The sequence below is a fragment of the Lactobacillus sp. ESL0233 genome (genome assembly GCF_003692995.1).
GTDB lineage: Bacteria > Bacillota > Bacilli > Lactobacillales > Lactobacillaceae > Lactobacillus > Lactobacillus bombicola.
Map to the genome: position 1 here is coordinate 165,475 of NZ_REHH01000006.1, position 25,956 is coordinate 191,430.

22 protein-coding genes are annotated in these 25,956 nt (G+C 35.6%); 20 read left to right on the forward strand and 2 right to left on the reverse strand.

Annotation, left to right across the window (positions count from 1 at the left end):
- Positions 1 to 56: 56 nt before the first annotated feature.
- Positions 57 to 1,211 carry a glycosyltransferase family 4 protein gene (locus F5ESL0233_RS02470; protein ID WP_090093068.1) on the forward strand — a complete coding sequence of 385 codons (1,155 nt, stop codon included), beginning with the start codon at positions 57 to 59 and terminating at the stop codon, positions 1,209 to 1,211.
- A gap of 57 nt (positions 1,212 to 1,268) precedes the next feature.
- On the opposite strand, the gene F5ESL0233_RS02475 is transcribed toward F5ESL0233_RS02470, so the two are convergent.
- Complete coding sequence (locus F5ESL0233_RS02475; protein WP_122058574.1) at positions 1,269 to 1,922, reverse strand: YigZ family protein; 654 nt, start codon at positions 1,920 to 1,922, stop codon at positions 1,269 to 1,271.
- A 47-nt stretch (positions 1,923 to 1,969) separates the two neighbouring features.
- Between F5ESL0233_RS02475 and F5ESL0233_RS08370 the strand changes: the two genes are divergently transcribed.
- The 18 genes from F5ESL0233_RS08370 to whiA all read left to right on the forward strand — a co-directional run bounded on the left by F5ESL0233_RS08370 (position 1,970) and on the right by whiA (position 22,877).
- Positions 1,970 to 2,161 carry a hypothetical protein gene (locus tag F5ESL0233_RS08370; protein WP_233554954.1) on the forward strand — a complete coding sequence of 64 codons (192 nt, stop codon included), beginning with the start codon at positions 1,970 to 1,972 and terminating at the stop codon, positions 2,159 to 2,161.
- A 45-nt stretch (positions 2,162 to 2,206) separates the two neighbouring features.
- The gene (locus F5ESL0233_RS02480) at positions 2,207 to 3,316 is read left to right on the forward strand and encodes a helicase-related protein (protein WP_233554957.1); all 1,110 of its coding nucleotides are present in this window, start codon (positions 2,207 to 2,209) and stop codon (positions 3,314 to 3,316) included.
- On the forward strand, positions 3,313 to 4,017 hold the full coding sequence (locus F5ESL0233_RS02485; RefSeq protein ID WP_122058576.1) for a ComF family protein: 705 nt from the start codon (positions 3,313 to 3,315) through the stop codon (positions 4,015 to 4,017). The genes F5ESL0233_RS02480 and F5ESL0233_RS02485 overlap by 4 nt, the downstream gene beginning before the upstream one ends.
- Before the next feature lie 81 nt (positions 4,018 to 4,098).
- A complete protein-coding gene (gene hpf / locus F5ESL0233_RS02490) occupies positions 4,099 to 4,659 on the forward strand; it encodes a ribosome hibernation-promoting factor, HPF/YfiA family (protein WP_090093075.1) in 561 nt (186 codons plus the stop codon).
- Between the two features lie 128 nt (positions 4,660 to 4,787).
- Positions 4,788 to 7,187, forward strand: a complete 2,400-nt coding sequence (gene secA / locus F5ESL0233_RS02495; RefSeq protein ID WP_118896761.1) for a preprotein translocase subunit SecA — start codon at positions 4,788 to 4,790, stop codon at positions 7,185 to 7,187.
- A 71-nt stretch (positions 7,188 to 7,258) separates the two neighbouring features.
- A protein-coding gene (gene prfB / locus F5ESL0233_RS02500; protein ID WP_118896846.1) for a peptide chain release factor 2 occupies positions 7,259 to 8,375 on the forward strand; the annotation gives its coding sequence in 2 pieces (ribosomal slippage) (positions 7,259 to 7,330 and positions 7,332 to 8,375; 1,116 coding nt in all).
- Positions 8,376 to 8,395: 20 nt separating this feature from the next.
- A complete protein-coding gene (locus F5ESL0233_RS02505) occupies positions 8,396 to 8,665 on the forward strand; it encodes a hypothetical protein (protein WP_090093080.1) in 270 nt (89 codons plus the stop codon).
- A 17-nt stretch (positions 8,666 to 8,682) separates the two neighbouring features.
- Complete coding sequence (gene hprK, locus F5ESL0233_RS02510; RefSeq protein WP_122058577.1) at positions 8,683 to 9,624, forward strand: HPr(Ser) kinase/phosphatase; 942 nt, start codon at positions 8,683 to 8,685, stop codon at positions 9,622 to 9,624.
- 23 nt (positions 9,625 to 9,647) lie between these two features.
- Positions 9,648 to 10,484, forward strand: coding sequence for a prolipoprotein diacylglyceryl transferase (gene lgt, locus F5ESL0233_RS02515; protein WP_090093083.1), 837 nt, complete (start codon positions 9,648 to 9,650; stop codon positions 10,482 to 10,484).
- A 37-nt stretch (positions 10,485 to 10,521) separates the two neighbouring features.
- The gene (locus tag F5ESL0233_RS02520) at positions 10,522 to 11,541 is read left to right on the forward strand and encodes an NAD(P)H-dependent glycerol-3-phosphate dehydrogenase (protein WP_122058579.1); all 1,020 of its coding nucleotides are present in this window, start codon (positions 10,522 to 10,524) and stop codon (positions 11,539 to 11,541) included.
- A 53-nt stretch (positions 11,542 to 11,594) separates the two neighbouring features.
- Positions 11,595 to 12,521, forward strand: a complete 927-nt coding sequence (gene trxB / locus F5ESL0233_RS02525; protein ID WP_090093086.1) for a thioredoxin-disulfide reductase — start codon at positions 11,595 to 11,597, stop codon at positions 12,519 to 12,521.
- A gap of 113 nt (positions 12,522 to 12,634) precedes the next feature.
- Entirely contained in the window at positions 12,635 to 14,359 is a 1,725-nt protein-coding gene (locus F5ESL0233_RS02530) for a phospho-sugar mutase (RefSeq protein ID WP_122058581.1), read from the forward strand.
- Positions 14,360 to 14,457: 98 nt separating this feature from the next.
- A complete protein-coding gene (gene uvrB, locus F5ESL0233_RS02535) occupies positions 14,458 to 16,497 on the forward strand; it encodes an excinuclease ABC subunit UvrB (RefSeq protein ID WP_090093089.1) in 2,040 nt (679 codons plus the stop codon).
- On the forward strand, positions 16,487 to 19,339 hold the full coding sequence (gene uvrA, locus F5ESL0233_RS02540; RefSeq protein WP_122058582.1) for an excinuclease ABC subunit UvrA: 2,853 nt from the start codon (positions 16,487 to 16,489) through the stop codon (positions 19,337 to 19,339). The genes uvrB and uvrA overlap by 11 nt, the downstream gene beginning before the upstream one ends.
- A gap of 47 nt (positions 19,340 to 19,386) precedes the next feature.
- Positions 19,387 to 19,929, forward strand: a complete 543-nt coding sequence (locus tag F5ESL0233_RS02545) for an HdeD family acid-resistance protein (protein WP_090093092.1) — start codon at positions 19,387 to 19,389, stop codon at positions 19,927 to 19,929.
- A gap of 94 nt (positions 19,930 to 20,023) precedes the next feature.
- A complete protein-coding gene (gene rapZ / locus F5ESL0233_RS02550; protein ID WP_122058584.1) occupies positions 20,024 to 20,902 on the forward strand; it encodes an RNase adapter RapZ in 879 nt (292 codons plus the stop codon).
- Positions 20,903 to 20,905: 3 nt separating this feature from the next.
- Positions 20,906 to 21,934, forward strand: coding sequence for a gluconeogenesis factor YvcK family protein (gene yvcK, locus F5ESL0233_RS02555; RefSeq protein ID WP_122058586.1), 1,029 nt, complete (start codon positions 20,906 to 20,908; stop codon positions 21,932 to 21,934).
- 7 nt (positions 21,935 to 21,941) lie between these two features.
- A complete protein-coding gene (gene whiA, locus F5ESL0233_RS02560; RefSeq protein ID WP_090093098.1) occupies positions 21,942 to 22,877 on the forward strand; it encodes a DNA-binding protein WhiA in 936 nt (311 codons plus the stop codon).
- 41 nt (positions 22,878 to 22,918) lie between these two features.
- On the opposite strand, the gene clpP is transcribed toward whiA, so the two are convergent.
- Positions 22,919 to 23,506 carry an ATP-dependent Clp endopeptidase proteolytic subunit ClpP gene (gene clpP / locus F5ESL0233_RS02565; protein WP_118896770.1) on the reverse strand — a complete coding sequence of 196 codons (588 nt, stop codon included), beginning with the start codon at positions 23,504 to 23,506 and terminating at the stop codon, positions 22,919 to 22,921.
- Between the two features lie 170 nt (positions 23,507 to 23,676).
- On the opposite strand from clpP, the gene F5ESL0233_RS02570 reads away from it, so the two are divergent.
- Entirely contained in the window at positions 23,677 to 25,413 is a 1,737-nt protein-coding gene (locus tag F5ESL0233_RS02570) for an SH3-like domain-containing protein (RefSeq protein ID WP_233554955.1), read from the forward strand.
- Positions 25,414 to 25,956 lie beyond the last annotated feature (543 nt).

Here is a 25,956-nt window from a genome sequence, read left to right on the forward strand (position 1 = left end):
TGGATTTTTGCTTCACCCTGTATAATTAAAGCAATTAATTATGAAAGTAGTCGACTATGTTTAAAATTATTGTTGAATTGTTCTTTCTAGTGATTATTCAAGCGTCAATTACACCATTTATTAGGCGTCTTGCCTTTGTTTTGGGGGCGGTTGATAATCCTAATGCTAGAAGAGTTAATAAAAAACCAATGCCAACTCTTGGTGGCTTGGGTATCTTTGTGACCTATAATATTGGTACATTTGTTCTATTGCGAGAGCAGTTTCCCACGCATGAAGCTTTTAGTGTATTGTTAGCTTCTAGTGTAATTGTTTTAACGGGAATTATTGATGATATTCTAGAACTAAAGCCGCGTCAAAAAATGTTTGGCATTTTAATTGGTGCTTTAATTATTTATTTTTTGGCTGACATTAAGATGAATGTGCTTAATTTGCCACTCTTGAATAAACAGATTAATTTGGGCTGGTGGAGTTTGCCAATTACAATTTTTTGGATTCTTGCATTGACTAATGCAGTAGATTTAATTGATGGGTTAGATGGCTTAGCTGATGGTGTATCACTAATATCGCTGATTACTATGGGAATTGTTGGTTACTTTTTTTTACATACCAATCAACTTTATATTCCAATTAGCTGTTTTATGCTAGCTGCTTGTTTACTGGGCTTTTTACCATATAATTTTCACCCCGCAAAGATATTTTTGGGTGATACAGGTGCTTTGTATATTGGTTTTATGATTGCTATTTTTTCTTTAAAGGGACTAAAGAATGTTACTTTTATTTCACTTTTAGTACCAGTAACAATTTTAGGTGTGCCAATTACTGATACCATTTATGCAATGATTCGGCGTAAGTTGAATAATCGACCTGTTTCGCAAGCAGATAAGCACCACTTACATCATCAATTAATGAAGATGGGCTTGACTCATCGACAGACAGTGTTAGCAATCTATTCTTTATCATTGATTTTTTCATTTATTTCACTATTGTTCTTGTTATCACCAACTTGGGGGATGTGGTTGTTAATTGCAGGACTAGTTGTTGCATTAGAAGTATTTGTGGAATCGATTGGTCTGCTAGGAGAAAAATATAAGCCCTTATTATGTTTACTTCAAAAACTAATTAGTATGCGCAGTAAAAATGATCCAACAGTTGAAGTATGGCATTTAGGTCAAGAAAAACCAGAACAATTAAAAAATAAGAAGCATGATTAACCGAGTTTAATTCAATAAAAAAGCCATGGAAATAGTTTGATTTCCATGGCTTTTAAATTATTGTGAATGATAATTATGTTCGGTAATAGGAACTTCGATATAACGTTTTTCGCCTAGGTTGAACGTGATTTGTCCAGCTAAAAGATTGGTTAGGTTATTTTCGACAATAGTTCGTACTTTTTCGTCGACAAAAATTTGAATATTTACATCCACTCCATAATCAATATTAGCAATAAAAATTTGTTCATTAGTTAAAAAATGTTGTACCTCATCAAATTTATTATATGCAACATGAAAATCGACTTTTTGCTGTTGCATGCGTTTAACCACTCCAATTGCTTCAGCCGCTTCAGTCACGCTATTTGAATAAGCACGAATTAGTCCACCAGTACCAAGTTTAATTCCACCAAAATAACGTGTCACTACAGCAGTTACATTTTTTAGATTCATCAATTGCAGTGCTTTTAATTCCGGAACTCCTGCTGTTCCAGCAGGTTCGCCGTTATCACTAGCTTTGACATGATCTTCTACGACATAAGCATAGGTATTGTGGGTTGCATCTCGGTATTTTTTAGTAATAGCCGCAATGGCTTGGTCAGCTTCAGCTATTGTATTAGTTCGTACTAAGGTGGTAATAAAGCGACTTTTCTTAATTATTAATTCATTTGTACCATTATTCTTAATAGTTAAATAATTTTTTTCTTGTATCAAAAGAATTCACCTTCGTTTTACGTACTTATAGATTGGAGGGAAAGTAGATGGAAAATTTAACTAGTCTCATCGGCCGCCAATGGATTGGCAGTCAAGAGGATTTTAGCATAAATACCGATTTAACCAAAGTAAATGCGATTGAAGATAGTCATTGCAAGCGGTGTGGGGCAATGGTTAATGCCAAATTGCCAAACGGTAAGCGGTATTGTCGTTCATGTATTGAACTGGGGCGTTGGTAGCTATTTTTTTGCCGATCAAAGGGTAAGCGGTATTGTCGTTCATGTATTGAACTGGGGCGAATTGTTGAGGGTGACATTTTGATTCGGAATGAACAAGAAGTTGTTTTTCCCAAAGATAAACGCCAATTAACATGGAATGGTAAGTTAACGCCTTTGCAAGAAAAAATTTCGCAAAAATTAGTTGAAAATTTTATAAATAAAAAAAATACTTTGATCTATGCGGTGACAGGGGCGGGTAAAACAGAAATGCTTTTTGCCTTGATAAATCAAAGCTTAAGTTGGGGTCAACGCTGTTGTATTGCTAGTCCTAGAATCGATGTTGTTAATGAATTATATCCGCGTTTTAAAGCGGCTTTTAATAAAACTAAAATTGGTAAATATCACGGTCAAGAATATGTTGATCCAGGGCTTGATCAATTAACAATTTGTACTACACATCAATTATTAAAATTTTATCATGCATTTGATCTGTTAGTAATTGATGAGACTGATTCTTTTCCGTATGTTGAAAATAATACTTTGCATTTTGCGGCTAAGAATGCATTAAAAATAGCTGGTGTTCAAGTTTATCTAACAGCTACGCCAACTAAAGATTTATTAGCAGATGTTAAAGTAGGAAAAATTGAAATTTTACAGTTAAAGCGGCGGTTTCATGGTGGGAAATTACCCTTACCAAAAGAGAAAATGTTTTTATGTCCCTTTTTAAGTAAGGGCAAAATTCATCCTAAGTTACTAAAGGAGATTATTGCTGTAATTAAAAAAGGACATCCACTTTTACTTTTCGTACCACGAATTGAACAGATCCCTTTGTATTTGTCAGCTCTTAAACAAGTTGAACAACTTAGGCAAATAAAAATAGCTGGTGTTTATGCTGGCGATAAAGAGCGTCTAGAAAAAGTACAGCAATTTCGCAATCAAAAATTGCAAATTCTAGTAACAACGACAATCTTAGAGCGGGGAGTGACGTTTAAGCATGTTTGGGTGATTATTGTTCAAGCAGATGATAAAATTTATACCGCTTCGAGCTTAGTGCAGATTGCGGGAAGAGTAGGACGGGCTAAAAATGATACTGATGGGTTAGTGTTATTTTGCTATCACAAGTATACAAACCAGTTACGGAAAGCATCACAGCAGATTAAGGAACTTAATAGATGAAAAAATGTTTACTATGTAATCAAATGTTTGCGCCTGTTTTATCGTTAAATCAGCTTCTTTCTTGGCGAAAATGGCATGAAGAACAGTTATGTCATCATTGTTTAGCCCAATTTGAATTTTTACCTACAATTAGCTGCAAAATTTGCTCGGGAAAATTACTACAAGACGCTGATAAGCAAAGTTTGATTTGTTCAGATTGCCGCCGTTGGCAAAAAATCTATGGTAACAATGTACTCTATCATCAAGCGGTTTATCTATATAATCAGGCATTTCACGATTTAATGGTCAATTATAAACGTTATGGAGATTATGTTTTATGTTATGTTTTACAAGATTTATGCTATAAAAATTTAGCTAAAATAAAGGCCGACTACTATGTACCAATTCCCACATCTGCTAGTCACATAGCTGAGCGGCAATTTGACACAGTTAGTGCAATTTATGGTGATTTAGTTAATTTAACTGCTATTTTGGGTAAAATTGATGGGCAACAAGCACAAGGTGAAAAAAGTAGAAAAGAGCGCTTACAAAGTAAGCAAAGTTTTTTTATAAAAGCTAAATATAATATTGACTTAAATATGAAAAAAGTTTTGCTTTTGGATGATATTTATACTACAGGCAGGACCCTGTATCATGCACGGGATACGGTTTTGGCGACCTTCCCTAAGGCTAAAATAAGTAGCTTTTCAGTTTGCAGATAGAATAATATTGTTCAGCGCTTTCAATTTTTGTTATAATGTAAGTATCGTAAGACTGCATAGCAGTTGAAAGGAGAATCTCATATGTTAAAGTATAATGTTCGTGGTGAAAATATTGAGGTAACCGATGCTTTGCGTAGTTACGTTGAGAAGCGCTTAAAAAAATTAGAAAAATATTTTGATATGACTCAAGAGATGGTTGCTCATGTAAACTTAAAGGTGTATCGTGATCGGACTGCCAAAGTTGAAATTACTATTCCACTGCCATACTTGGTATTGAGAGCAGAAGAGACAACTGATGACATGTATCGTAGCATCGACTTTGTCTCTGAAAAACTGGAAAGACAGATTAGAAAATACAAAACACGTGTAAACCGTAAGGGGCGCGAAAAGGGTGTGAATAATTTCTTCGTTGAACAAGCGGTAGATGAAGATGCAAATGAAGAAATTCAGGATACTGATAGTGGATTTACCATTGTGCGTAATAAGCAGATTGGTTTAAAGCCAATGAATCCTGAAGAAGCTATTTTACAAATGAATATGCTAGAACATGATTTCTTTGTCTTTCAAGACGCTGAAACAAACGGAACTAGTATTGTTTATCGCAGGAATGATGGGCAATATGGCTTAATTGAAACTAAATAAAATAGTGTATTTGAATGAGGACCCCACATTTAATGTGAGGTTTTTGTTTGGTTAATTTTTCATTTAGCGCTAATCATGTTAAAATTAGCATGTGTTTTTATACTTAAGTACATATAAGGATCGATTAAATGGTAAACGTTTTAAAGAAACTATACAATAACGATAAAAGAGAACTAAAAAGATTTGAAAAAATAGCAAATCAAGTTGAAAGTTATGCTGACAAATATGATCAACTTACTGATGATCAACTAAAAGCAAAAACTCCAGAATTTCGTGAACGGCTAGCTAAGGGTGAAAGTTTAGATGATCTTTTACCCGAAGCTTTTGCAGTAGCGCGTGAAGGAGCCAAAAGAGTACTGGGGCTATTCCCATTTCATGTCCAAATTTTGGGTGGAATTGCATTACACTTTGGTAATATTGCGGAAATGATGACTGGTGAAGGTAAGACTTTAACTGCCACAATGCCTGTATATTTGAATGCTTTAACAAGTAAAGGTGTTCATGTTGTCACAGTTAATGAATATCTTTCGAGCCGTGATCAAGAAGAAATGGGTCAGCTTTATAAGTGGTTAGGTTTGACGGTTGGCTTGAATCTTAATTCAATGTCACCTGACGAAAAAAGAGAAGCATATAATTGTGATGTCACTTATTCAACTAATGCTGAATTAGGCTTTGACTATTTGCGGGATAACATGGTTGTCTATAAGGAACAAATGGTGCAGCGAGAACTTAACTATGCCATTATTGATGAGGTCGATTCCATCCTAATTGATGAGGCAAGGACGCCATTAATTATTTCAGGTGAAGCAGAACAGGCTAATGGTGATTATATTCGGGCTGATCGTTTTGTTAAGACTTTGAAAGAAGATACTAGTGGTGATGATGCGGATGACGATGAAGATCATGGCGATTACAAGATTGATTGGCCTACTAAGACGATTTCTTTAACTAGAACTGGTATTCAGAAGGCTTGTGATCACTTTGGCTTGAAGAACTTGTATGATGTAGAAAATCAAAAATTAGTTCACCATTTAGACCAAGCTTTACGCGCTAATTACATCATGCTTAAAGATATTGATTATGTTGTTCAAGATGGGGAAGTTTTAATTGTTGATTCTTTCACTGGTCGGGTTATGAGTGGACGGCGCTATTCTGATGGTCTGCACCAAGCAATTGAAGCAAAAGAAAACGTTAAAATTCAAGAAGAATCAAAGACGCAGGCGACAATTACTTACCAGAACTTCTTTAGAATGTATAAGAAACTATCTGGTATGACTGGTACCGCTAAAACAGAAGAAGAAGAATTTCGTGAAATATACAATATGCAGGCGATTACGATTCCAACTAACCGACCTAAAATTCGTCAAGACAAGTCTGATATCCTATACCCAACTTTAACTTCAAAACTAACTGCAGTAGTGGAAGAAATTAAAGAACGTCATGCAAAAGGTCAACCCGTGTTAGTTGGTACAGTTGCTGTTGAAAGTTCAGAGCGGTTGAGTCAGCTACTAAAAGAAGCGGGTATTCCACATGCTGTTTTGAATGCTAAGAATCATGCTAAAGAAGCCCAAATTATCATGAATGCAGGTCAACGTGGTGCTGTAACTATTGCTACTAATATGGCTGGTCGTGGGACTGACATTAAACTTGGACCTGGAGTAAAAGAGCTCGGTGGACTAGCAGTGATTGGTACTGAACGGCATGAATCACGGCGAATCGATAATCAACTTCGTGGACGTGCTGGTCGGCAAGGAGATCCAGGTGTTACCCGTTTTTACCTTTCACTTGAAGATGATTTAATGAAACGCTTTGGTGGTGATCGGGTTAAGGACTTTTTGGATCGACTATCTGACAATGATGATGAAAAAGTGATTGAAAGTCGCTTAATCACACGCCAAGTTGAATCTGCTCAAAAACGAGTAGAAGGTAATAACTATGATACCCGTAAACAAACACTACAGTATGATGATGTTATGCGAATTCAACGTGAAATTATTTATGGTGAAAGAATGCGAGTTATTGATGAAGATAATTCACTTAACTTTGTTTTAATACCGATGATTAAGCGTACAATTGATAGTCAAGTTGATATGTTTACTCAAGGAGATCGCAGTAAGTGGCGGCTTGATTCATTGCGGGACTTCATTAGTTCAAGTTTGTTAAGAGAAGATGAAGTAGATAAAATCAACTTCAAGACGATTACAGTTCCTGAATTAAAGCAAAAATTATATGATGCTGTAGAAGCTAATTATAATGAAAAGTCGCAAGCATTGGCTGACCCATCTGAGATGCTTGAATTTGAAAAAGTTGTTATTTTGCGAGTGGTTGATGACCGCTGGACAGATCATATTGATGCAATGGATCAATTGCGGCAGTCAATTAGCTTGCGTGGTTATGGGCAACTTAATCCACTTGTTGAATATCAAGATTCTGGTTACAGTATGTTTGAAGAAATGATTTCAAATATTGAATTTGATGTAACTCGCTTATTTATGAAGGCTGAAATCAGACAAAATCTTAGTCGGTAAAAGTTAAGATTGAAGAGAAAGTTACAGCTTTCTCTTTTTTACTATAAATTTATGATGGAGAAACACTTATGATGGAAATTAGTGAAATTCAAAGTGAGTTGACTAACTTGCAAAAGCGGTTAAACCACTTTAGGGGGTCTCTTTGACCTTGATGCAATTGCTGAAAGTATTGCGATTAATGAAAGTAAAATGCAAGAGCCCTCATTTTGGGATAAGCAAGAGCGTGCCCAAAAATTAATTGCCGAAACAAACTTGTTAAAGGAAAAGCGTGATTCTTTTTTAAGTTTGCAGGAAAATTATCAAAATGAATTGACCGCCATTGAATTGTTAAATGAAGAGCCAGATCAAGATTTACAAATAGAAGTTGAGGCTGATTTAGAAAAGCTGCAAAGTGCATTCCATAACTATGAGATGAATTTGCTTTTAGCAGGTAAATATGACAGCCATAATGCCCTGTTAGAAATTCATCCTGGTGCAGGTGGTACAGAGGCAATGGATTGGGGACAGATGCTATTGCGAATGTATCAGCGTTATTGTGAAATGAATGGTTTTAACTTTGAAATTAATAATTATGAAGCAGGTGAAGAAGCTGGGCTTAAGAGTGTTAACGTAAGAATTAGCGGTAAAAATGCTTATGGTTTATTGAAATCAGAAAATGGAGTTCATCGCTTAGTAAGAATTTCACCGTTTGACTCGGCTAAAAGAAGACATACTTCTTTTGCTGCGGTTGAAATTATTCCCGAAATTGATGATAGTATTAAAATTGATATTAATCCCAAAGATTTACGAATTGATGTTTATCGTTCAAGTGGCGCAGGCGGCCAGCATATTAATAAAACATCGAGTGCAGTGCGAATTACTCATTTGCCAACAGGTTTTGTTACCACTTCGCAAGCACAGCGTTCACAATTACAAAATCGCGAAACTGCAATGAATGAGTTACGCGCAAAGCTTTTTCATTTAGAAGAAGAAAAAAAACGCCAGCATAAACAAGAGCTTAAAGGTGAGCAAATGGAGAATGGCTGGGGTTCGCAAATTAGGTCTTATGTCTTTCACCCTTATAATTTAGTTAAAGATTTGCGTACAGGTTATGAAACTGCTGATACTAGCGGTGTAATGGATGGAAAATTGCAGCCATTTGTTTATGCATATTTACAATGGCAGCTTAGTCAAGAGAATCCTGAATAGGTTAAATAATAGGTGTAAAAATGAGTTTTTTGGGAATTGTCAGTATTTTATTGTTAGTGTTAATTGCCTTATGCATTATTTTTGCTATGTTTCATATTATCTTTATGCTTTTACCGGCAATTATAGTTATTGCTTTAATCATTTGGCTAATCAATTATTTCACTAAAGGCAAAGATAATAGCTCTGCTAATCAGAAAAAAACTTGGAATACAGGTTGGGCTAACGAAAATTCCCCCAAGCATAAGCGTAAAAAAGTGCGTGATGCCGAAACTAAGGATGTTGATAAGTAAAGTCTAGAGGTATAAGAATGGGAAATGCCATTAAATTAAAAAATCTAATTCGTGATAATCGGATAGTTCACGTTGTTCAGGGAGCGCAATATATTAGTGAGAAAGAAATTGTTGTTTCTGATATATATCGACCAGGCTTAGAATTAACTGGTTATTTTGATTTTTATCCGCAGCAAAGAATTCAACTTTTGGGTCGTACAGAAATTTCTTATGCTGCTCGACTAGATCATGAAAGTCTAGTGCGGGTTTTCACCAAACTATGTACACCAGAAACACCATGTTTTTTTGTTTCACGTTCGTTGCCAGTACCACATGAATTAAAAGAAGCTGCTGATAAGGCGCAAATCCCGATTCTTTCTTCACCAGAATCAACTACTTATGTAGCTAGTATTTTGACGGAGTATCTACGTGAGCGCCTTGCTGTTCGCGATACAATTCACGGGGTGTTTATTGAGGTCAAGGGATTAGGTATTTTGTTAACTGGTGATTCTGGTGTAGGGAAATCAGAAACGGCTTTAGGACTTATTAGGCGCGGGCACCGGTTAATTGCTGACGATCGTGTTGATGTCTATCAAAAAGATGTTGAAACTGTGATGGGTGAACCACCGCAAATTTTAAAGCATTTGATGGAAATTCGCGGCATCGGTATTATTAATGCAATGGATTTATTTGGCGTAGGAGCTGTCAAAAATCGAGCTAATATTCAATTAGTAATTAAATTAGTTAATTGGGATAATAAGGCTAACTATGACCGTCTTGGCTTTGAAGAGAGTAAACGTGATATTTGTAATGTAGAAGTACCGCAAATTACAATTCCAGTTAAAGTCGGTCGCAATATGGAAGATATTATTGAAGTAGCAGCAATGAATTTTAGAGCTAAAAAAATGGGTTACAATGCAACTTCTGCTTTTGATGATAATTTAACTACTTTAATTGCCCAGAATTCACGAGAAAATTAAATAATTAAATAAAGGAAAATAAAATGACTTTAACAATCAATCCAGTTGCGTTTAACTTGGGTGATATTAGTGTTAAATGGTATGGCGTCATTATGGCAACTGCAATTATTTTAGCAGTAGTAATGGCAATTATTGAAGGCCAAAAAAGACATATTATAAGCGATGATTTTGTAGATTTACTTTTATGGGCAGTACCGATTGGCTATCTAGGTGCGAGGATATATTATGTTGCATTTGAATGGGACTATTATGCGCAACATCCGGATCAAATTATTGCAATTTGGAATGGTGGCATTGCTATATATGGTGGATTGATAGCTGGATTAATTGTTTTATTGGTATTTTGTTATAAAAAATTATTACCACCGTTTTTAATGTTAGATATAATCACTCCTGGAGTAATGGCAGCCCAAATTTTAGGTCGTTGGGGTAACTTTTTTAATCAAGAAGCCCATGGCGCAGCGACTTCACTCCAATTTTTGCAGAGTTTACATTTACCACTATTTATCATTAATCAAATGAAAATAGCTGGCACTTATTATCAGCCGACGTTTTTATATGAATCTGTACTAAATCTTATTGGCTTAATTTTAATTTTACTTTTGCGCCATCGCAGACATATTTTCAAGCAGGGGGAAGTTTTTATGCTGTATTTAGCTTGGTATGCTGCGGTAAGATTTTTTGTTGAAGGTTTGCGCACAGATAGTTTATATATTGCAAAGACAATCAGGGTATCGCAACTGCTAAGTCTAGTTTTGTTTATCGTGGTTTTCTTGTTATTTATTTACCGTCGAGTAGTGGTTAAGCCTAAGTGGTACTTAGATGGCAGTGGGTTAAAATACCCGTATACAAGGGATTAAATATTGAGATAGTTATTAAAGAAAGTTTGGAAGTTAAATGACAAAAATTGCAGTTTTAGGAGCAGGTTCATGGGGAACAGTTTTAGGATCCTTACTTGCTGATAAAGGTAATGAGGTTATACTTTATGGTAATAATGCTCAAGTTAATCAAGAAATTAACACTGAGCATACTAATACACATTACATGAAGGATTGGCAAGTGAATGAAACGGTTTGGGCAACAGCTAACTTAAAGCAGGCTTTAAATAATGTTGCAATTATCTTATTTGTTTTACCTACACAAGCAATTCGCAGTGTTGCAAAAGAAGTTAAGCTTGTTTTAAACCAAAGTAATCTCCAGCCATTGGTAGTTACTGCTACTAAAGGAATTGAACCCGGTTCTAAAAAATTAATTTCAGAAATTTTAACAGAAGAAATATATCCGGAAAATCCAGAGAAAATAGTTGCTATTTCTGGGCCGAGCCATGCTGAAAGTGTAGCGCAAAAAGACCTTACTGCCATTACATGTGCTTCAATCAGTAAGGAAAATGCACAAAGAGTGCAAACTATTTTTACTAATGACTATTTACGCTTGTATACCAATAGTGATTTAATTGGTGTTGAAGTGGCTGGTGCGGTTAAAAATGTGATTGCAATTGCTGCAGGCATTTTAGCTGGTAAAGGTTATGGTGATAATGCAAAAGCAGCACTAATGACGCGAGGATTAGCTGAGATTACGCGTTTAGGTGTAAACTGCTACCAAGCACAGCCGATGACTTTTAGTGGGTTAGCGGGAATTGGCGATTTAATCGTAACTTGTACATCAATCAATTCTCGTAATTGGCGTTGTGGCAAGCAATTGGGTGAAGGTAAGAGTTTTGCTTATATTGTTGAAAATATGGGGCAGGTAATTGAAGGTGCAACAACTGTTAAGGCAATTCATGAAATATGTCAGGAAAAAGCAATTGACATGCCAATTAGCGAAGCTGTTTATCGTGTTTTATATGAAAAAAGTAGTGTTGCTACTGAAATCACTAAAATGATGGATAGAAAGCCAAAACAGGAAATTAGACTTTAGAGTTATTTAGGAGTAGTATTTACTTACTAAAAGAAAGTGGTTAAGGTGAAAAAATGACTCAAAATTATGATGTAATTATTATAGGGGCTGGGCCAGGTGGCTTAACCGCAGCTTTATATGCCTCGCGAGCTAATTTGTCAGTTTTGCTTCTTGATCGCGGACTTTATGGCGGTCAAATGAATAACACTGATGCAATTGATAATTATCCTGGATTTAGCGAAATTAAAGGTCCGGAATTAGGCGAAAAAATGTACAATTCCATTATGAAATTTGGTGCAAAATTTGAATATGGTGATGTACAACAGGTTAGTCTTGAAGGTAACTACAAAGTTGTAACAACTGATACCGGTGAATATCGTGCACCTGCTTTAATTATTGCAACTGGAGCAGATCATCGGCATTTGAATATTCCTGGTGAAGATGAATACGCTGGTAAAGGTGTTTCTTACTGTGCTGTTTGTGATGCTGCTTTCTTTAAAAATGAGGATATTGCTGTAATTGGTGGTGGCGATTCGGCTATTGAAGAGGGCATTTACTTAGCTCAAAATGCTAAGTCGGTTACAGTTGTCCATCGCCGCGATCAATTACGCGCACAACCAACTTTACAAAAAAGGGCTTTTGCCAATGAAAAGATGAATTTCATTTGGAACGCAGAAACTGAATCAATAGATGGGGATGGCAATCGCGTTACTAGTGTTACCTATAAAGATAAGGAAACGGGTATTACTAAGAAATTAACTACTCGTGGGGTCTTTATTTATGTTGGTGTGATTCCGCAAACTGCTCCTTTAAAAGACATCGGCATTGTTAACGAACAGGGCTGGATTCCTACTGACGAACATATGAAAACTAAAGTGGCCGGTATCTTTGCTGTGGGAGATGTCCGTGCGAAAGATTTACGGCAAATTGCTAATGCTGTTGGTGACGGTAGTATTGCTGGACAAGAAGCTTATAATTATTTGCAAGCTTTAAATGATTAAAAAACTTAAAAAAGAATTCAGCTTGTGGGTTGAATTCTTTTTTTAAGTTAATAAATGCTAGAATAGGGGTTATGAAAACGAATTTATTATAGAAAAAGAGGTTTAGTGCAGTAATGAGTGCAAAAGAAACTTTTAAAATATGGCAAAAAGCGCAAAATATGCCTGATTATTTGCAAGCACAATTAAATTTACTTGGTCAAAATCAACAGTGGATTGATGATGCCTTTAGTCAAGATATAAATTTTGGTACAGCTGGGATGCGTGGCAAACTTGAACCTGGAATTAATCGGATTAATTTATTTACAATTGGTCGAATCACTGAAGGATTAGCTCGTTTAATTGTTGAAAAAGGCTGCAAAGAAAAAAAAGCGGGAGTAGTGATTTCTTTTGATTCACGCTATCATTCGCGTGAGTTTGCTGAACATGCGGCTAGAATTTTAGGATTTCATGGTATTCAAGTTTATTTATTTGATGATATTCGGCCCACACCAGAATTATCTTACGCTGTTCGTCACTTAAAGTCCTTTGCAGGAATCAATATCACAGCTTCGCATAATGCCAAAGAGTATAATGGCTATAAAGTTTATGGGGCTGATGGCGCGCAGATGGGACCTGCTGACGCAAATCGAGTATTTACTTATGCCCAAAATGTAGAAGATATTTTTCAAGTTAAGGCAGCTAGTGTTGATGAATTACGCTCTGCTGGCTTACTTAAATTAATTGGTGAAGATATTGATGAAAAATATTTAGCTAGATTACAAACGGTTTGTGTTAATTCAAATATGATTGCCAAAAATGCTAGCAAACTAACAATTATTTATACGCCGTTACACGGAACTGGTAAAATATTATATGATCGTGCGTTTAGGCAAGGGGGGTTTACTAATGTAATACCAGTTCCGAGCCAATCGATTATTGACCCCGAATTTCCAACTACTAAGAAACCCAATCCCGAGTACCGGGATGTATTTGACGTAGGAATTAAATTAGCTAATGAAAAAAATGCGGATTTGATTATTGCAACTGATCCAGATGCTGATCGGATGGGGGCTTGTGTCAGAACAAAAACTGGTAGTTTTGAGGTTTTAACCGGTAATCAGATAGCAACATTAATGATTTATTATTTGTTGAATAATTTAAAAGAAAGTCAGCGCCTTTCTAATGATTATGAATTAATCACTTCAATAGTTTCAAGTAGCATGCCACTTAAAATTGCTCAAGATTTCGGGATAAGAACTAAGTCTGTTTTAACTGGCTTTAAGTTTATTGGCGAAGAAATTGATCGAATGGCAAGAGAAAAGGATGGCAAATTTTTAATGGGCTTTGAAGAAAGCTATGGTTATTTATTTAAGCCATTTGCTCGTGATAAGGATGCGATGCAAGGGGCATTGATGTTTGCTGAAGTTGCTGCATATTATGCTAGTCGAGGAATGACCGTATTTGACGGCTTAAACGAAATATGGGAAAAATATGGCACTTCTTATGAAATTACTACTGCAATTGAGATGCCTGGAATTGATGGGCAAAGCCAAATGAACAAGTTAATGAGTCAATTGCGTAGTGAGCAACTAACACAAATTAATGGAAGTAAAGTTGTCAAAACGCAAGATTTCTTACAGCAAAAAGAAATAGTTAATAATGAAATAAAACCATTAACCGAATTACCACCAGCTAACGTATTAAAATATTACTTAGCTGATGAAACTTGGCTTGCTCTGCGTCCCTCTGGAACTGAGCCAGTAATTAAAGCCTATGTTGGAGTTAACCAGTCAAGTATTGCAAAAGCTAAGTCTAAAGCTGAACAGTACCAACTAACTTTAAAACAATTATTACAATAAGCAAATATTGTGCGAAAATATGTTCGAGAGCGTAAAATAATATCTGCCAATTGAAGTTGGACTTATAAATGTCCAACTTTTTTAGAAGGAGCCTTTCTATGATTAAACGACAAGAAAAACGTAAATTTGAGCTTGTATCTAAGTTTAAGCCTGCAGGCGATCAAGAGCAGGCAATTACTAAACTAACAGCTGGCTTTAACAAAGGATATAAAGAGCAGATTCTTGAAGGAGCCACCGGGACAGGTAAAACTTTTACGATGGCTAATATTATTGCTCAACTTAATAAACCAACTTTGGTTATTTCACATAATAAAACGTTAGTTGGCCAACTTTATGGTGAATTCAAGGAATTTTTTCCTAATAATGCAGTTGATTATTTTGTTTCATATTATGATTATTATCAGCCAGAGGCATATGTGCCTCAATCCGACACATACATTGAAAAGGACTCCGCTATTAACGATGAAATCGATCAGTTACGTCATCAAGCAACTAGTGATTTAATGGAGCGAAATGACGTAATTGTGGTTGCCTCTGTTTCATGTATTTATGGTTTAGGCGATCCTAAGGAATATTCTGCTAGTGTAATTACGGTTCATGAGGGTGATGACTATGGGCGCAATACGCTTTTGCGAAATTTAGTCAATATTCAATATGACCGTAATGATATCGATTTTCAACGGGGACGTTTTCGTGTCCGTGGGGATGTAGTGGAAATTTTTCCGGCTGGAAATTCTAATCATGCTTATCGAATTGAATTTTTTGGTGATGAAATTGATCGGATTGTGGAGATAGATTCCCTAACTGGTGAAGTAATAGGTGAAAGAGAAAGTATTTCACTTTTTCCTGCTACTCATTTCATGACTAATGAAGAACAATTGCGGCGTGCTATTAAGGCAATTTCGCAAGAAATGAAAGTTCAGGTAAAAGAATTTGAAGGGCAAGGTAAACTATTAGAAGCGGAACGGATTAAACAGCGGACAACTTTTGATCTCGAAATGATGGGCGAAGTAGGCTACACTAACGGGATCGAAAATTATTCGCGGCATATGGAGGGACGAAAAGAAGGTGAACCGCCCTATACACTGTTAGATTTTTTTCCAGATGATTTTTTAATTTTGATTGATGAGTCGCATGCTACAATGCCTGAAATTCGGGCCATGTATAATGGTGACCGTAACCGAAAAAAAACCTTGATTGATTATGGTTTTCGTTTGCCCTCAGCCCTTGATAATCGGCCGCTAAAAATAGCAGAATTTGAGCAGCATGTTAATCAAATTTTATATGTTTCAGCTACTCCAGGTGATTATGAGTTAGCGCGAACAGATCACAAGGTGGAGCAGATAATTCGGCCGACAGGGCTACTTGATCCTAAAATTGATGTTCGACCAGTTGCAGGTCAAATTGATGATTTAGTTGGAGAAATCAATCAACGCATTGACCATAACGAACGTGTTTTTGTAACAACCTTAACCAAAAAAATGGCTGAAGATTTAACGGATTATTTAAAAGATATTGGAATTAAAGTGCAATATTTACATTCAGATGTTAAAACCCTAGAACGGATGCAAATTTTGCATGATTTACGAGAAGGTAAGTATGATGTTTTAATTGGGATTAATTTACTTCGTGAGGGAATTGATGTACCAGAAGTTTCCCTAGTGGCTATTCTAGATGCTGACAAAGAAGGCTTTTTGCGGGCTTATCGTCCCTTAGTTCAAACAATGGGGCGAGCTTCACGTAATGCAAATGGTGAAGTTATTTTGTATGCGGATACGATTACTGACTCAATGCGCCAAGCAATTGAGTCAACTAAGCGCAGACGTGACTTACAAATTAAATTTAACGAAGAACATCAACTTAAACCGCAGACAATTATTAAACCAATTAGAGCAGTTATTTCGGCAACTAAAGCAGTTGATGAAGAACAAAATGAAAGTTTTGCTGATTTAAATTTTGACGAATTGAATGCTAAACAGAAGAAAACAATGATTAAAGACTTGCGTCAGCAAATGCAGCAAGCTGCTAAAAAATTGGATTTTGAAGGAGCAGCCACTTTGCGCGATGCGATAATGGAATTGGAGAGTTCTACTAGAAAACCAAGTATCAAAAAAGGAAATAAAATAAATGGCAAATAATCAAATTGTTATTCGTGGCGCACGAGAACATAATTTAAAAAATATTAGCTTAACAATTCCTAAGGATAAATTAGTCGTAATAACTGGTTTATCTGGTTCAGGTAAAAGTTCATTAGCTTTTGATACCCTATATGCTGAGGGACGAAGACGTTATGTCCAATCACTTTCAAGTTATGCAAGACAGTTTTTAGGACAAATGGATAAACCCGATGTTGATGCAATTGATGGCTTAAATCCCGCAATTTCGATTGATCAAAAAACCACATCGCATAATCCACGTTCAACTGTTGGTACAGTGACTGAGATTAATGATTATCTGCGATTATTATGGGCACGAGTTGGTCATCCAATTTGTCCTAATGATCAAACCCCAATTGAACGGCAATCAGTCGAACAAATGGTTGACCGTATTTTAGAATTACCTGATCGCAGTCGAATTCAATTGCTAGGCCCAGTTATTCGAGCTAAGCGCGGTGCTCACCAAGAGGTATTTAAGCGTGTTCAACGTGCAGGTTATGTCCGTGTAATTGTTGACGGTGAGATGCATGAAATCGGTGATGATTTTACGCTTGATAAAAATAAAAGGCATACTATTGATATTGTAGTTGACCGCTTAGTTATTAAAGATGGTATTCGCTCGCGTTTATTTGACTCAGTAGAGGCAGCGTTGCGCTTGTCTGATGGGTATATGAATGTGGACGTGATTAATAGTGAGATACTCAACTTTTCAGAATACTACGCTTGTCCGAAATGTGGCTTTACAGTTGGCGAAATGGAACCACGGCTTTTTTCATTTAATGCTCCTTTTGGTGCTTGTCCAGATTGTGATGGTTTAGGTATAAAATTAGCGGTAGATGAAGAATTAGTTATTCCGGATCAAAGTAAAACCTTGGCAGCAGGGGCAATTGCACCATGGAAAAATTCTAAATACTACAGTGAAATGTTAACTCAAGCTTGTGCGGCCTTAAAGATACCGCTAGATAAGCCCTTTGCCAAATTAACCAAAAGACAAAAAGAAATAATTTTGCATGGTTCAACTAAAAAAATAAAATTTCATGTGACTGGTGATTTTGGTGTCAATGATACAACTGCTCCTTTTGAGGGCGTAATGGAGAATGTGGAAAAGCGTTATTTGCATCCTATGTCTAAATTTATGCGTGATGTGATGGCCAAGTATATGGCAGAATTAACTTGCTCAACCTGTCATGGCAAGCGATTAAATCGCAAAGCTTTAGCTGTTAAAATAATGGGTAAAGATATTGCGGAAACATCAAGTTTAGCGATTAGTAAAGCAATAGAATTTTTTAATCATATTCAGCTTAGTGAGCAAGAAGAAGTTATTGCTAAGCCAATTTTAAAAGAAGTGCGTGATCGCTTAACTTTCTTAGATAGCGTGGGTCTTGATTATCTGACTTTATCACGAACTGCTAATACTTTATCTGGTGGTGAAGCGCAGCGTATAAGATTAGCCACCCAAATTGGGTCTAATTTATCAGGTGTAATGTATGTCTTAGATGAACCATCAATTGGTCTGCATCAACGTGATAATGATCGCTTGATTGCTGCCCTAAAAAGAATGCGTGATTTGGGGAACTCCCTAATTGTGGTTGAACATGATGATGAAACTATGCGCCAGGCAGACTACTTAATTGATATGGGACCAGGTGCTGGTAGTTTTGGCGGTAAAGTTATGGCTGCTGGCACACCAAAAGAAGTTGAAAAAAATACCAAATCACTAACTGGACAATATCTAGCTGGTAAAAAATTTGTACCGGTTCCTTTAACAAGACGTAAGGGTAATGGTAAAAAGATAACTATAACTGGAGCAGCGGAAAACAATCTTAAAGATATAAAGGTAGACTTCCCACTAGGCAAATTAATAGTGGTAACTGGCGTTTCCGGTTCAGGCAAGTCAACTTTGATTAATATGATTTTGAAAAGGGTATTAGCGCAAAAGTTAAATCGCAATCAAACTAAACCTGGTAAATATCAGAGCATTAGCGGGTATAAGAATATTGAGAAAGTTATCGATATTGATCAAAGTCCAATTGGGCGAACTCCAAGAAGTAACCCGGCAACTTATACTAGCGTTTTTGATGATATTCGCTCGCTTTTTGCGCAGACTAATGAAGCCAAGTTACGGGGCTACACTAAAGCAAGATTTTCATTTAATGTCAAAGGTGGACGTTGTGAAGCGTGTCATGGGGATGGAATTATTAAGATTGAAATGAACTTTTTACCAGACGTTTATGTACCGTGTGAAATTTGTCATGGTAATCGTTATAATTCAGAAACCCTTGAGGTAACTTACCGTAATAAAAACATTGCACAAGTGTTAGACATGACAATTGTTGATGCGTGTGACTTTTTTAAAAACATTCCGAAAATTGCACGTAAGCTACAAACAATTGTTGATGTGGGCTTGGGTTATGTTAAATTAGGTCAGTCTGCTACTACATTATCTGGTGGTGAAGCTCAACGGATGAAGTTAGCGGCTGAACTACAAAAACTTTCAACTGGTAAAAACTTTTATATCTTAGATGAACCAACTACTGGGTTACATACTGACGATATTAAACGTTTGCTTGAGGTGCTCCAAAGGTTAGTAGATCAAGGAAATACTGTTTTGATTATTGAACATAATTTAGATGTTATTAAAAGTGCAGATTGGTTGATTGATTTAGGACCTGAAGGAGGAGAAAGAGGTGGCACAATTATTGCAACTGGAACTCCAGAAGAACTTGTTCAAGTTAAAGAAAGCTATACTGGACAATACCTTAAACCAGTGCTGAAACGTGACAAAATTTTAACAGAAAACGCTCACAAAAAAGCAAACAAATAGTAATTATTTTTAATACAGTGTAGAATACTCTGCAAGGGGGAAAAGAGATGGATAATTTTTCTACTTATAGGGAAAAGCATGGCTTTAACTGGGCTGCTTTAATAGCTGGTGTACTAATGATTGTTGCTGGCCTATTCTTGATACTTCATCCTGGCCGAGCTTTGCATGCTTTTGTATTGCTTTTTGCTATCTTGTCGATCGTTCAAGGTTTTGTTTGGTTAGCAGTTTATAGTCATTTACGTTATTTTATTTCCTTTAGTTGGTTAGCAATTATTTCTGGAGTTATTGATATTATAATTGGTATTTTATTTCTCTATTCGTATGATGCCGCAGGACTAACTATTGCTTATTTATTTGCTTTTTGGTTTTTATTTGATTCAGTATCAGGTATTAGCTTTACTTGGCATTTAAAAAGTACATTAGGTCCTTACTTTTGGATTAATATGATTTTAAGTGTTTTAAGCTTATTTATCGCCATTGGGATGATGTTTAACCCAGCATTATCAGCATTAACTCTAATTTGGCTAGTTTCATTCTGGTTATTAATTTTTGGAGTAAGTGAGATTGTAGCAGCATTTGGAAATCGTTAATTTTATAGATAAAAAGTTCGCTTTAGAGCTTTTTTTTTATAAAAAAATATGAAAACTGCATGTGCTATAATTTAGATGATAGGAGACTTATGAAATGGCTGATGAAAAAAAACAGTTGCTGATTGTAACGGGAATGAGTGGTGCCGGTAAAACTGTAACATCACATGCCTTAGAAGATATGGGGTATTTTGTGGTTGATAACTTACCGCCGACGCTTTTGCCTAGCTTTTGGGAACTGATTGTTAATTCAGATGATTTTACTAAAGTGGCTGTCGTTGTAGATTTACGCGTTAAAAATTTTTATAAAGATTTGCTCAATGAAGTAAATTCATTAGAAGATAATGGTAGTGTTCGTTCAATCATTGTTTTTTTGGAAGCGGCTGATGACACTTTAGTTGCCCGCTACAAGGAGACTAGGAGAATTCCACCACTAGGTAAAAGCGGACGTTTGCTTGATGGTATTTTAGAAGAACGTCAGATACTAACAGGCATTAAAAACCGCGCTAATTATATAATTGATACTTCAGATTTGTCTCCGCAACAACTAAAGCAAAAATTGCTTAATGAGTTTAGTGATCAAGCAAAACAGCCATTTTCAGTTGAAGTAATGTCATTTGGCTTTAAATATGGTCTCCCCATCGATGCAGATATTGTAATGGATGTTCGTTTTTTGCCGAATCCTTTTTATTTGCCTGAACTCAGACCATTTACGGGTCTTGATAGGCGAGTTTTTGATTATGTAATGAATAAAGAAGAAACACAAGTTTTTTACCATAAACTGCTTAATCTAATCGAGTGTACCTTACCAAGTTATATTAAGGAAGGTAAGGCTAAGTTGACAATTGCTATTGGCTGTACTGGTGGTCAACATCGTAGTGTTGCAATTGCTAAGCAACTGGCTCATGATTTAGCCAATAATTATACAGTTGATCTTACCCATCGTGAAATTAGTCGTTATATTAGAAAAAGGTAAAGTATGAAATATGAAGATGCAAAAGTAGTTCGGATAACTAAAAGTAGACGACCACAAGTTGTGGTGATTGGTGGTGGTACCGGTCTGCCTGTAGTTTTAAATGCTTTAAAAGACCAAAATGCCGAAATTACTGCTATTGTTACCGTATCTGATGATGGTGGTTCATCAGGCTCGATTCGTAATTTTATTAATGTTGTTCCACCAGGTGATATTCGGAATGTTTTGGTTTCTTTGAGTGAAATTTCGCAAGAAGAAAAGGGTATTTTTCAATATCGCTTTGATTCATCTGATGCTTTCTTTTCTGGTCATGCAATTGGTAATTTAATTATTGCCGCTCTAAACGAAATGCACGGTAATATTTTTGATGCCGTTCAATCCCTTTCCAGAATGATGCGGGTTGATGGTCATGTTTTTCCGGCTTCTAATGAACCGTTGACTTTAAATGCTGAATTTATTGATGGTACAATCCAAGCTGGTGAAAAAGAAATTACTAATCAAGATAAGAGAATAAAAAGAGTTTGGGTAACTAATACTAATCTGACCGCTGAACCTGAGGCAATGCCACCTGTACTTGATGCTATTATGCAGGCTGATGCAGTAGTATTAGGACCTGGTAGTTTATTTACTTCGATTTTACCTAATTTAATGATACCTAACTTAGGTGAAGCAGTGCGTCAAACTAAAGCTGAAGTTATTTATATATGCAATATTATGACTCAGCTAGGTGAAACAGATCATTTTTCTGATTGCGAGCATGTTTCAGTAATTAATAAGCACTTAGGGGGACATTATATTAATACTACCTTGGTTAATGGGGCCAAAATTGATATGTCTAAATTTAATCCTAAGGATTATGATGCATATATTGAACCAGTTAAAAACGATTTTGCTGGGTTACGTGCTCAAGGTAGCCGCGTAATCACTGATGATTTTATTGATCAACGTAGTGGGTTAGTTTTTCATGATGGACAAAAAGTAGCTAAGGAGATTATTAATTTGGCTTTTGCTGCAATGTCTCGTAGAAAGGAATAGTTAAATAATGGCAAGCTATGCAAGTAAGGTGAAAAAAGAATTAACTTCATTAACAATTCATCCAGAACATGCTAAGGCGGAGCTGGCTGCTTTTTTACGTATGAATGGTGTTTTGAATTTTCATGATCACCGGTATAGTCTTGATATTACTACTGAAAATCCTGCAATTGCCCGCCGAATTTTTTCCTTGATAAAAACAGCTTATCAAGTAGAACCACTTTTGATTGTTTCACGTAAAATGAAATTAAAAAAAAATAATCAATACTTAGTTCGTTTGCAAAATCATGTTCATGAAATTCTAACTAATCTAGAAATCTTAGCTACTGATTTAGGGATAATTACGCGAGTTCCTCCCCGAATTACCTCTTCGCGTGAAGGTGCTATGTCTTATTTACGGGGGGCTTTTTTGGCTAGTGGTAGTGTGAATAATCCTGAAACTAGTAGATATCATTTAGAAATTTACTCAGCTTATGAAGATCATAATAATGACTTGCTGGAATTAATGAATCACTATTTTCATCTTAATGCTAAGACGACTAAACGGCGGCGTGGTTTTATTGTTTATTTAAAAGAAGCAGAAAAAATTGGTGATTTTTTGCATATCGTTGGAGCTTTTAACGCAATGTTATCGTTTGAAGATTTACGTATTATGCGGGATATGCGTAATTCAGTTAATCGGTTGGTTAATTGTGATACGGCTAACTTAAAAAAGACAGCTACAGCGGCTGCTAAGCAAGTCGAAGACATTGAATTAATTGAACGTAAAATTGGCTTAGAAAATATTCCAGAAAAATTACAGACGATTGCCCGGCTTAGGTTAGCTAATCCGGAATTGTCTTTAAAGGAGCTAGCCCAGCAAATACCAGATGGTCCAATTTCTAAATCAGGTGCCAATCACCGCTTAAAAAAGTTGCATGATTTGGCGCAGAGTTTGCAAGATTAGTAATAAAAAATACCTCCTGTAAAGGGAGGCATTTTTTATTACTAATCTTGTTTTTGATTGACCATAATTTCGTCAATTAGGCCATAATCCTTAGCCTCTTGGGCTGTTAGATAATTATCACGTTCAGTATCTTTTTGAATTTTCTCAAGTGGTTGACCGGTAGTTTCATGCAAAATCTTGTTAATCTTCTCGCGACTCTTCAGAATTTCATTAGCTGCAATTTGAATATCAGTTTGTTGTCCTTGAGCTCCACCTAAAGGTTGATGAATCAAGACCGTTGAATTTGGTAAAGCAAACCGCTTGCCTTTAGCTCCACTGGTTAAAAGGATGGAAGCCATTGAAGCAGCCATACCAATAGCAATAGTGGAAACGTCAGATTTAATGAAATTCATGGTGTCCATAATTGCTAAGCCGGAGGTGATCACCCCACCAGGAGAATTAATATAAAGAGAAATGTCTTTAGTATTGTCTTGGGCGTCAAGGAACAATAATTGTGCGATTATTGTATTAGCCATGTCGTCATTAATTTCACCGCTAAGCATAATAATGCGGTCCTTTAATAAGCGTGAATAGATGTCATAAGCACGTTCACCACGTGCAGTTTGTTCGATAACTGTAGGTACTAGCATCTTTTCTACCTCCTAGTTTAAATTAGAAATATTAGCACTCAAAATAGTACAGTGCTAATTAAATCACTTACATTAAGTGCTGTCAATGAAAGTGTATCAAATTTGTATTCTCTGTAATGTTATTTTTATATTATAATGTAAAAGGAATTTAAAATTTTGGAGGAACTATTTTGAAGCTTTTTAAAAAATTAGCTGCGATTACACTATTAATGTCAAATTTTGCTGTTTCAAGCCAATTAGCAACTGTTTCAGTTTTAGCGGCAGATGCAAGTGATTCGCAAGCACAAAGGCAAGATCAAGAGCAAGATGATGCTAGTAAATCAGTTGATGATACTAAATCTGATAGTGATGATTCAAACAGTCAAGTCAAGGATAAGACTGATAGCTCTGCCAAGGATAAGACTGATGATAACCAGTCAGCAGTCCAAAAAAAATCTAAGCCTAAGCAAACTATTACAGGTTTTTCAATGATGACTAAAGTTGCCGGTACTAAGAATTATGCGGTATGGCAAGATGTAGTTGATGGTAAAGTTAGCAAAAAAATCGCTGATGGAATTAACTATCGTTATAGCCATATTCAATCAGATCAATTAATTGAAACTAAGAAAAATCGCTACTGGCGTATATATGTAAATGGTCGTGAAGTAGGCTATGTTAATGAAAAATTCTTTGCCCGTAATCAAATTGCCGTACCCAAGACTGTAAGTTTAGTACGTAATGAGTATTATAGCTTTTTCCCTAAAGATGCAATCTCATATGTAACTAACGGCATGGGTACAGTAATTGATAATGAACAAGTTGAAGTTTCAAGAGATAGTATAGATTGCGCTACTCCTAAAACTTATAAAGTTAAGTATACTTACGGTGATACTTCTGCAACCGTAAAAGTGACTGTTAGAAAGAGTACTACAGAAGGTATTGCTGACGCCGAAGTAGTTAATTCCTTTCCGACGCAGGAAGGAACCAATGACTATAAAACTTGGAAAACACATTATGGTTCTTCCGTTAACTACATCAGTCCTAATGAATATAGCCCCGAAAATGATTCGCGCGAATTGATTAGTGGCGACTTAACGCTTAGAACGCGTTTTTATCAACCTGTTTTATTAAGTGTTAAAGATCCAAGTGATGATAATATTAACCGTGTAGGGCATATTCCAGAAGGATTAACTGTTTCACAAGGCTGGGCTTATACTAGTCTTTTAAGTCATACAAACTTAAATAATGGTCATATTGTTGGTTATGACTTGAATAATTTAAAGAGCCCTTATAACGCGCAACACTTACTTGATATGTCACAAAAAGCTTTTAACAATTATGTCAAACATATTAAGGTTAGTCCATATATTCCAATTGGGCATGGTCAAGCCATGGGGGCTAGTGATAAATATATTTACGTTTTAAATAATATTAATACGATTCGTGATGGTCGACCTGATTCAGAAGAATTAATTCAAATACGTAAAAGTGACTTACAAATCAATAAAATTTGGACAATTAAAACCTGGGTTGGTGATCAAACTAATCCGCGTTATTTCCAAAATGGAGTAATGATGTCTGATTATGAGATGTACACCGTTTACCGTGATACTAAAAATGATTGCTATGAATTTTGGCAATTAACACGCAGCGGTGATAATTGGTATCCTAAATTAGTGGGTAAGACTAGTGGTAGTTTTGTTAATAACAATGCTCCCTGTCAAGGCCTTACTTATGATCCTAAACACAAAAATTTCTATTTAGCTTTTAATGATTTGATTTTTAAACTCGGGCGTGATGGTACTTTAAAGCAAACTTACTCATTTGATACTGGACGCGAAATTGAAGGAATGTCAGTTAGTGGCAATAAATTATATGTTAATCTGGCTCAACGAGCAGAATTATTAGAAAGTATGGCTATTAAGTAAGTGGTTGAAACAAAAAAAGAGCTTTTCAGCTCTTTTTTTTGTTGCTAAAATTTCAGTTTGCTAAAAATAAAAAATTATTAAAAGACTAATCTATTTAATAATAAATGTTATTAAAACTTAAAAAATTCCAATAATTGACATAAATAATTAATTATTATATAAATTTATATTCTGAAAGCGTATACCAAAAACTTTGGTATATAAGTAAATTTAAGCGCTTGCTTATTATTTAAAAATAACATTTGATATGTATATTTGTATCCCTTTATATTGTCAATTAAATTTTATTTTATATAAACTTCAACTACTTGGCTGATAGAGCTAACATAAACATAGTAATTTTATATTCAGTTTTTGATGCGCAGATATAGTTGCACAGTTGTCTGTATATTCATTAACTATTTATAATAAATTATCACCAATGAAAAATGTTTGCTGTGAGCAACTGCTTTAACAGTAAAGTAAGCGCTAAGCATTAATTTGGTTACTTCTTTGTATGATAAGTGGCTCTAATAATAGTGACAGTTGAAAGGGATAGATTTT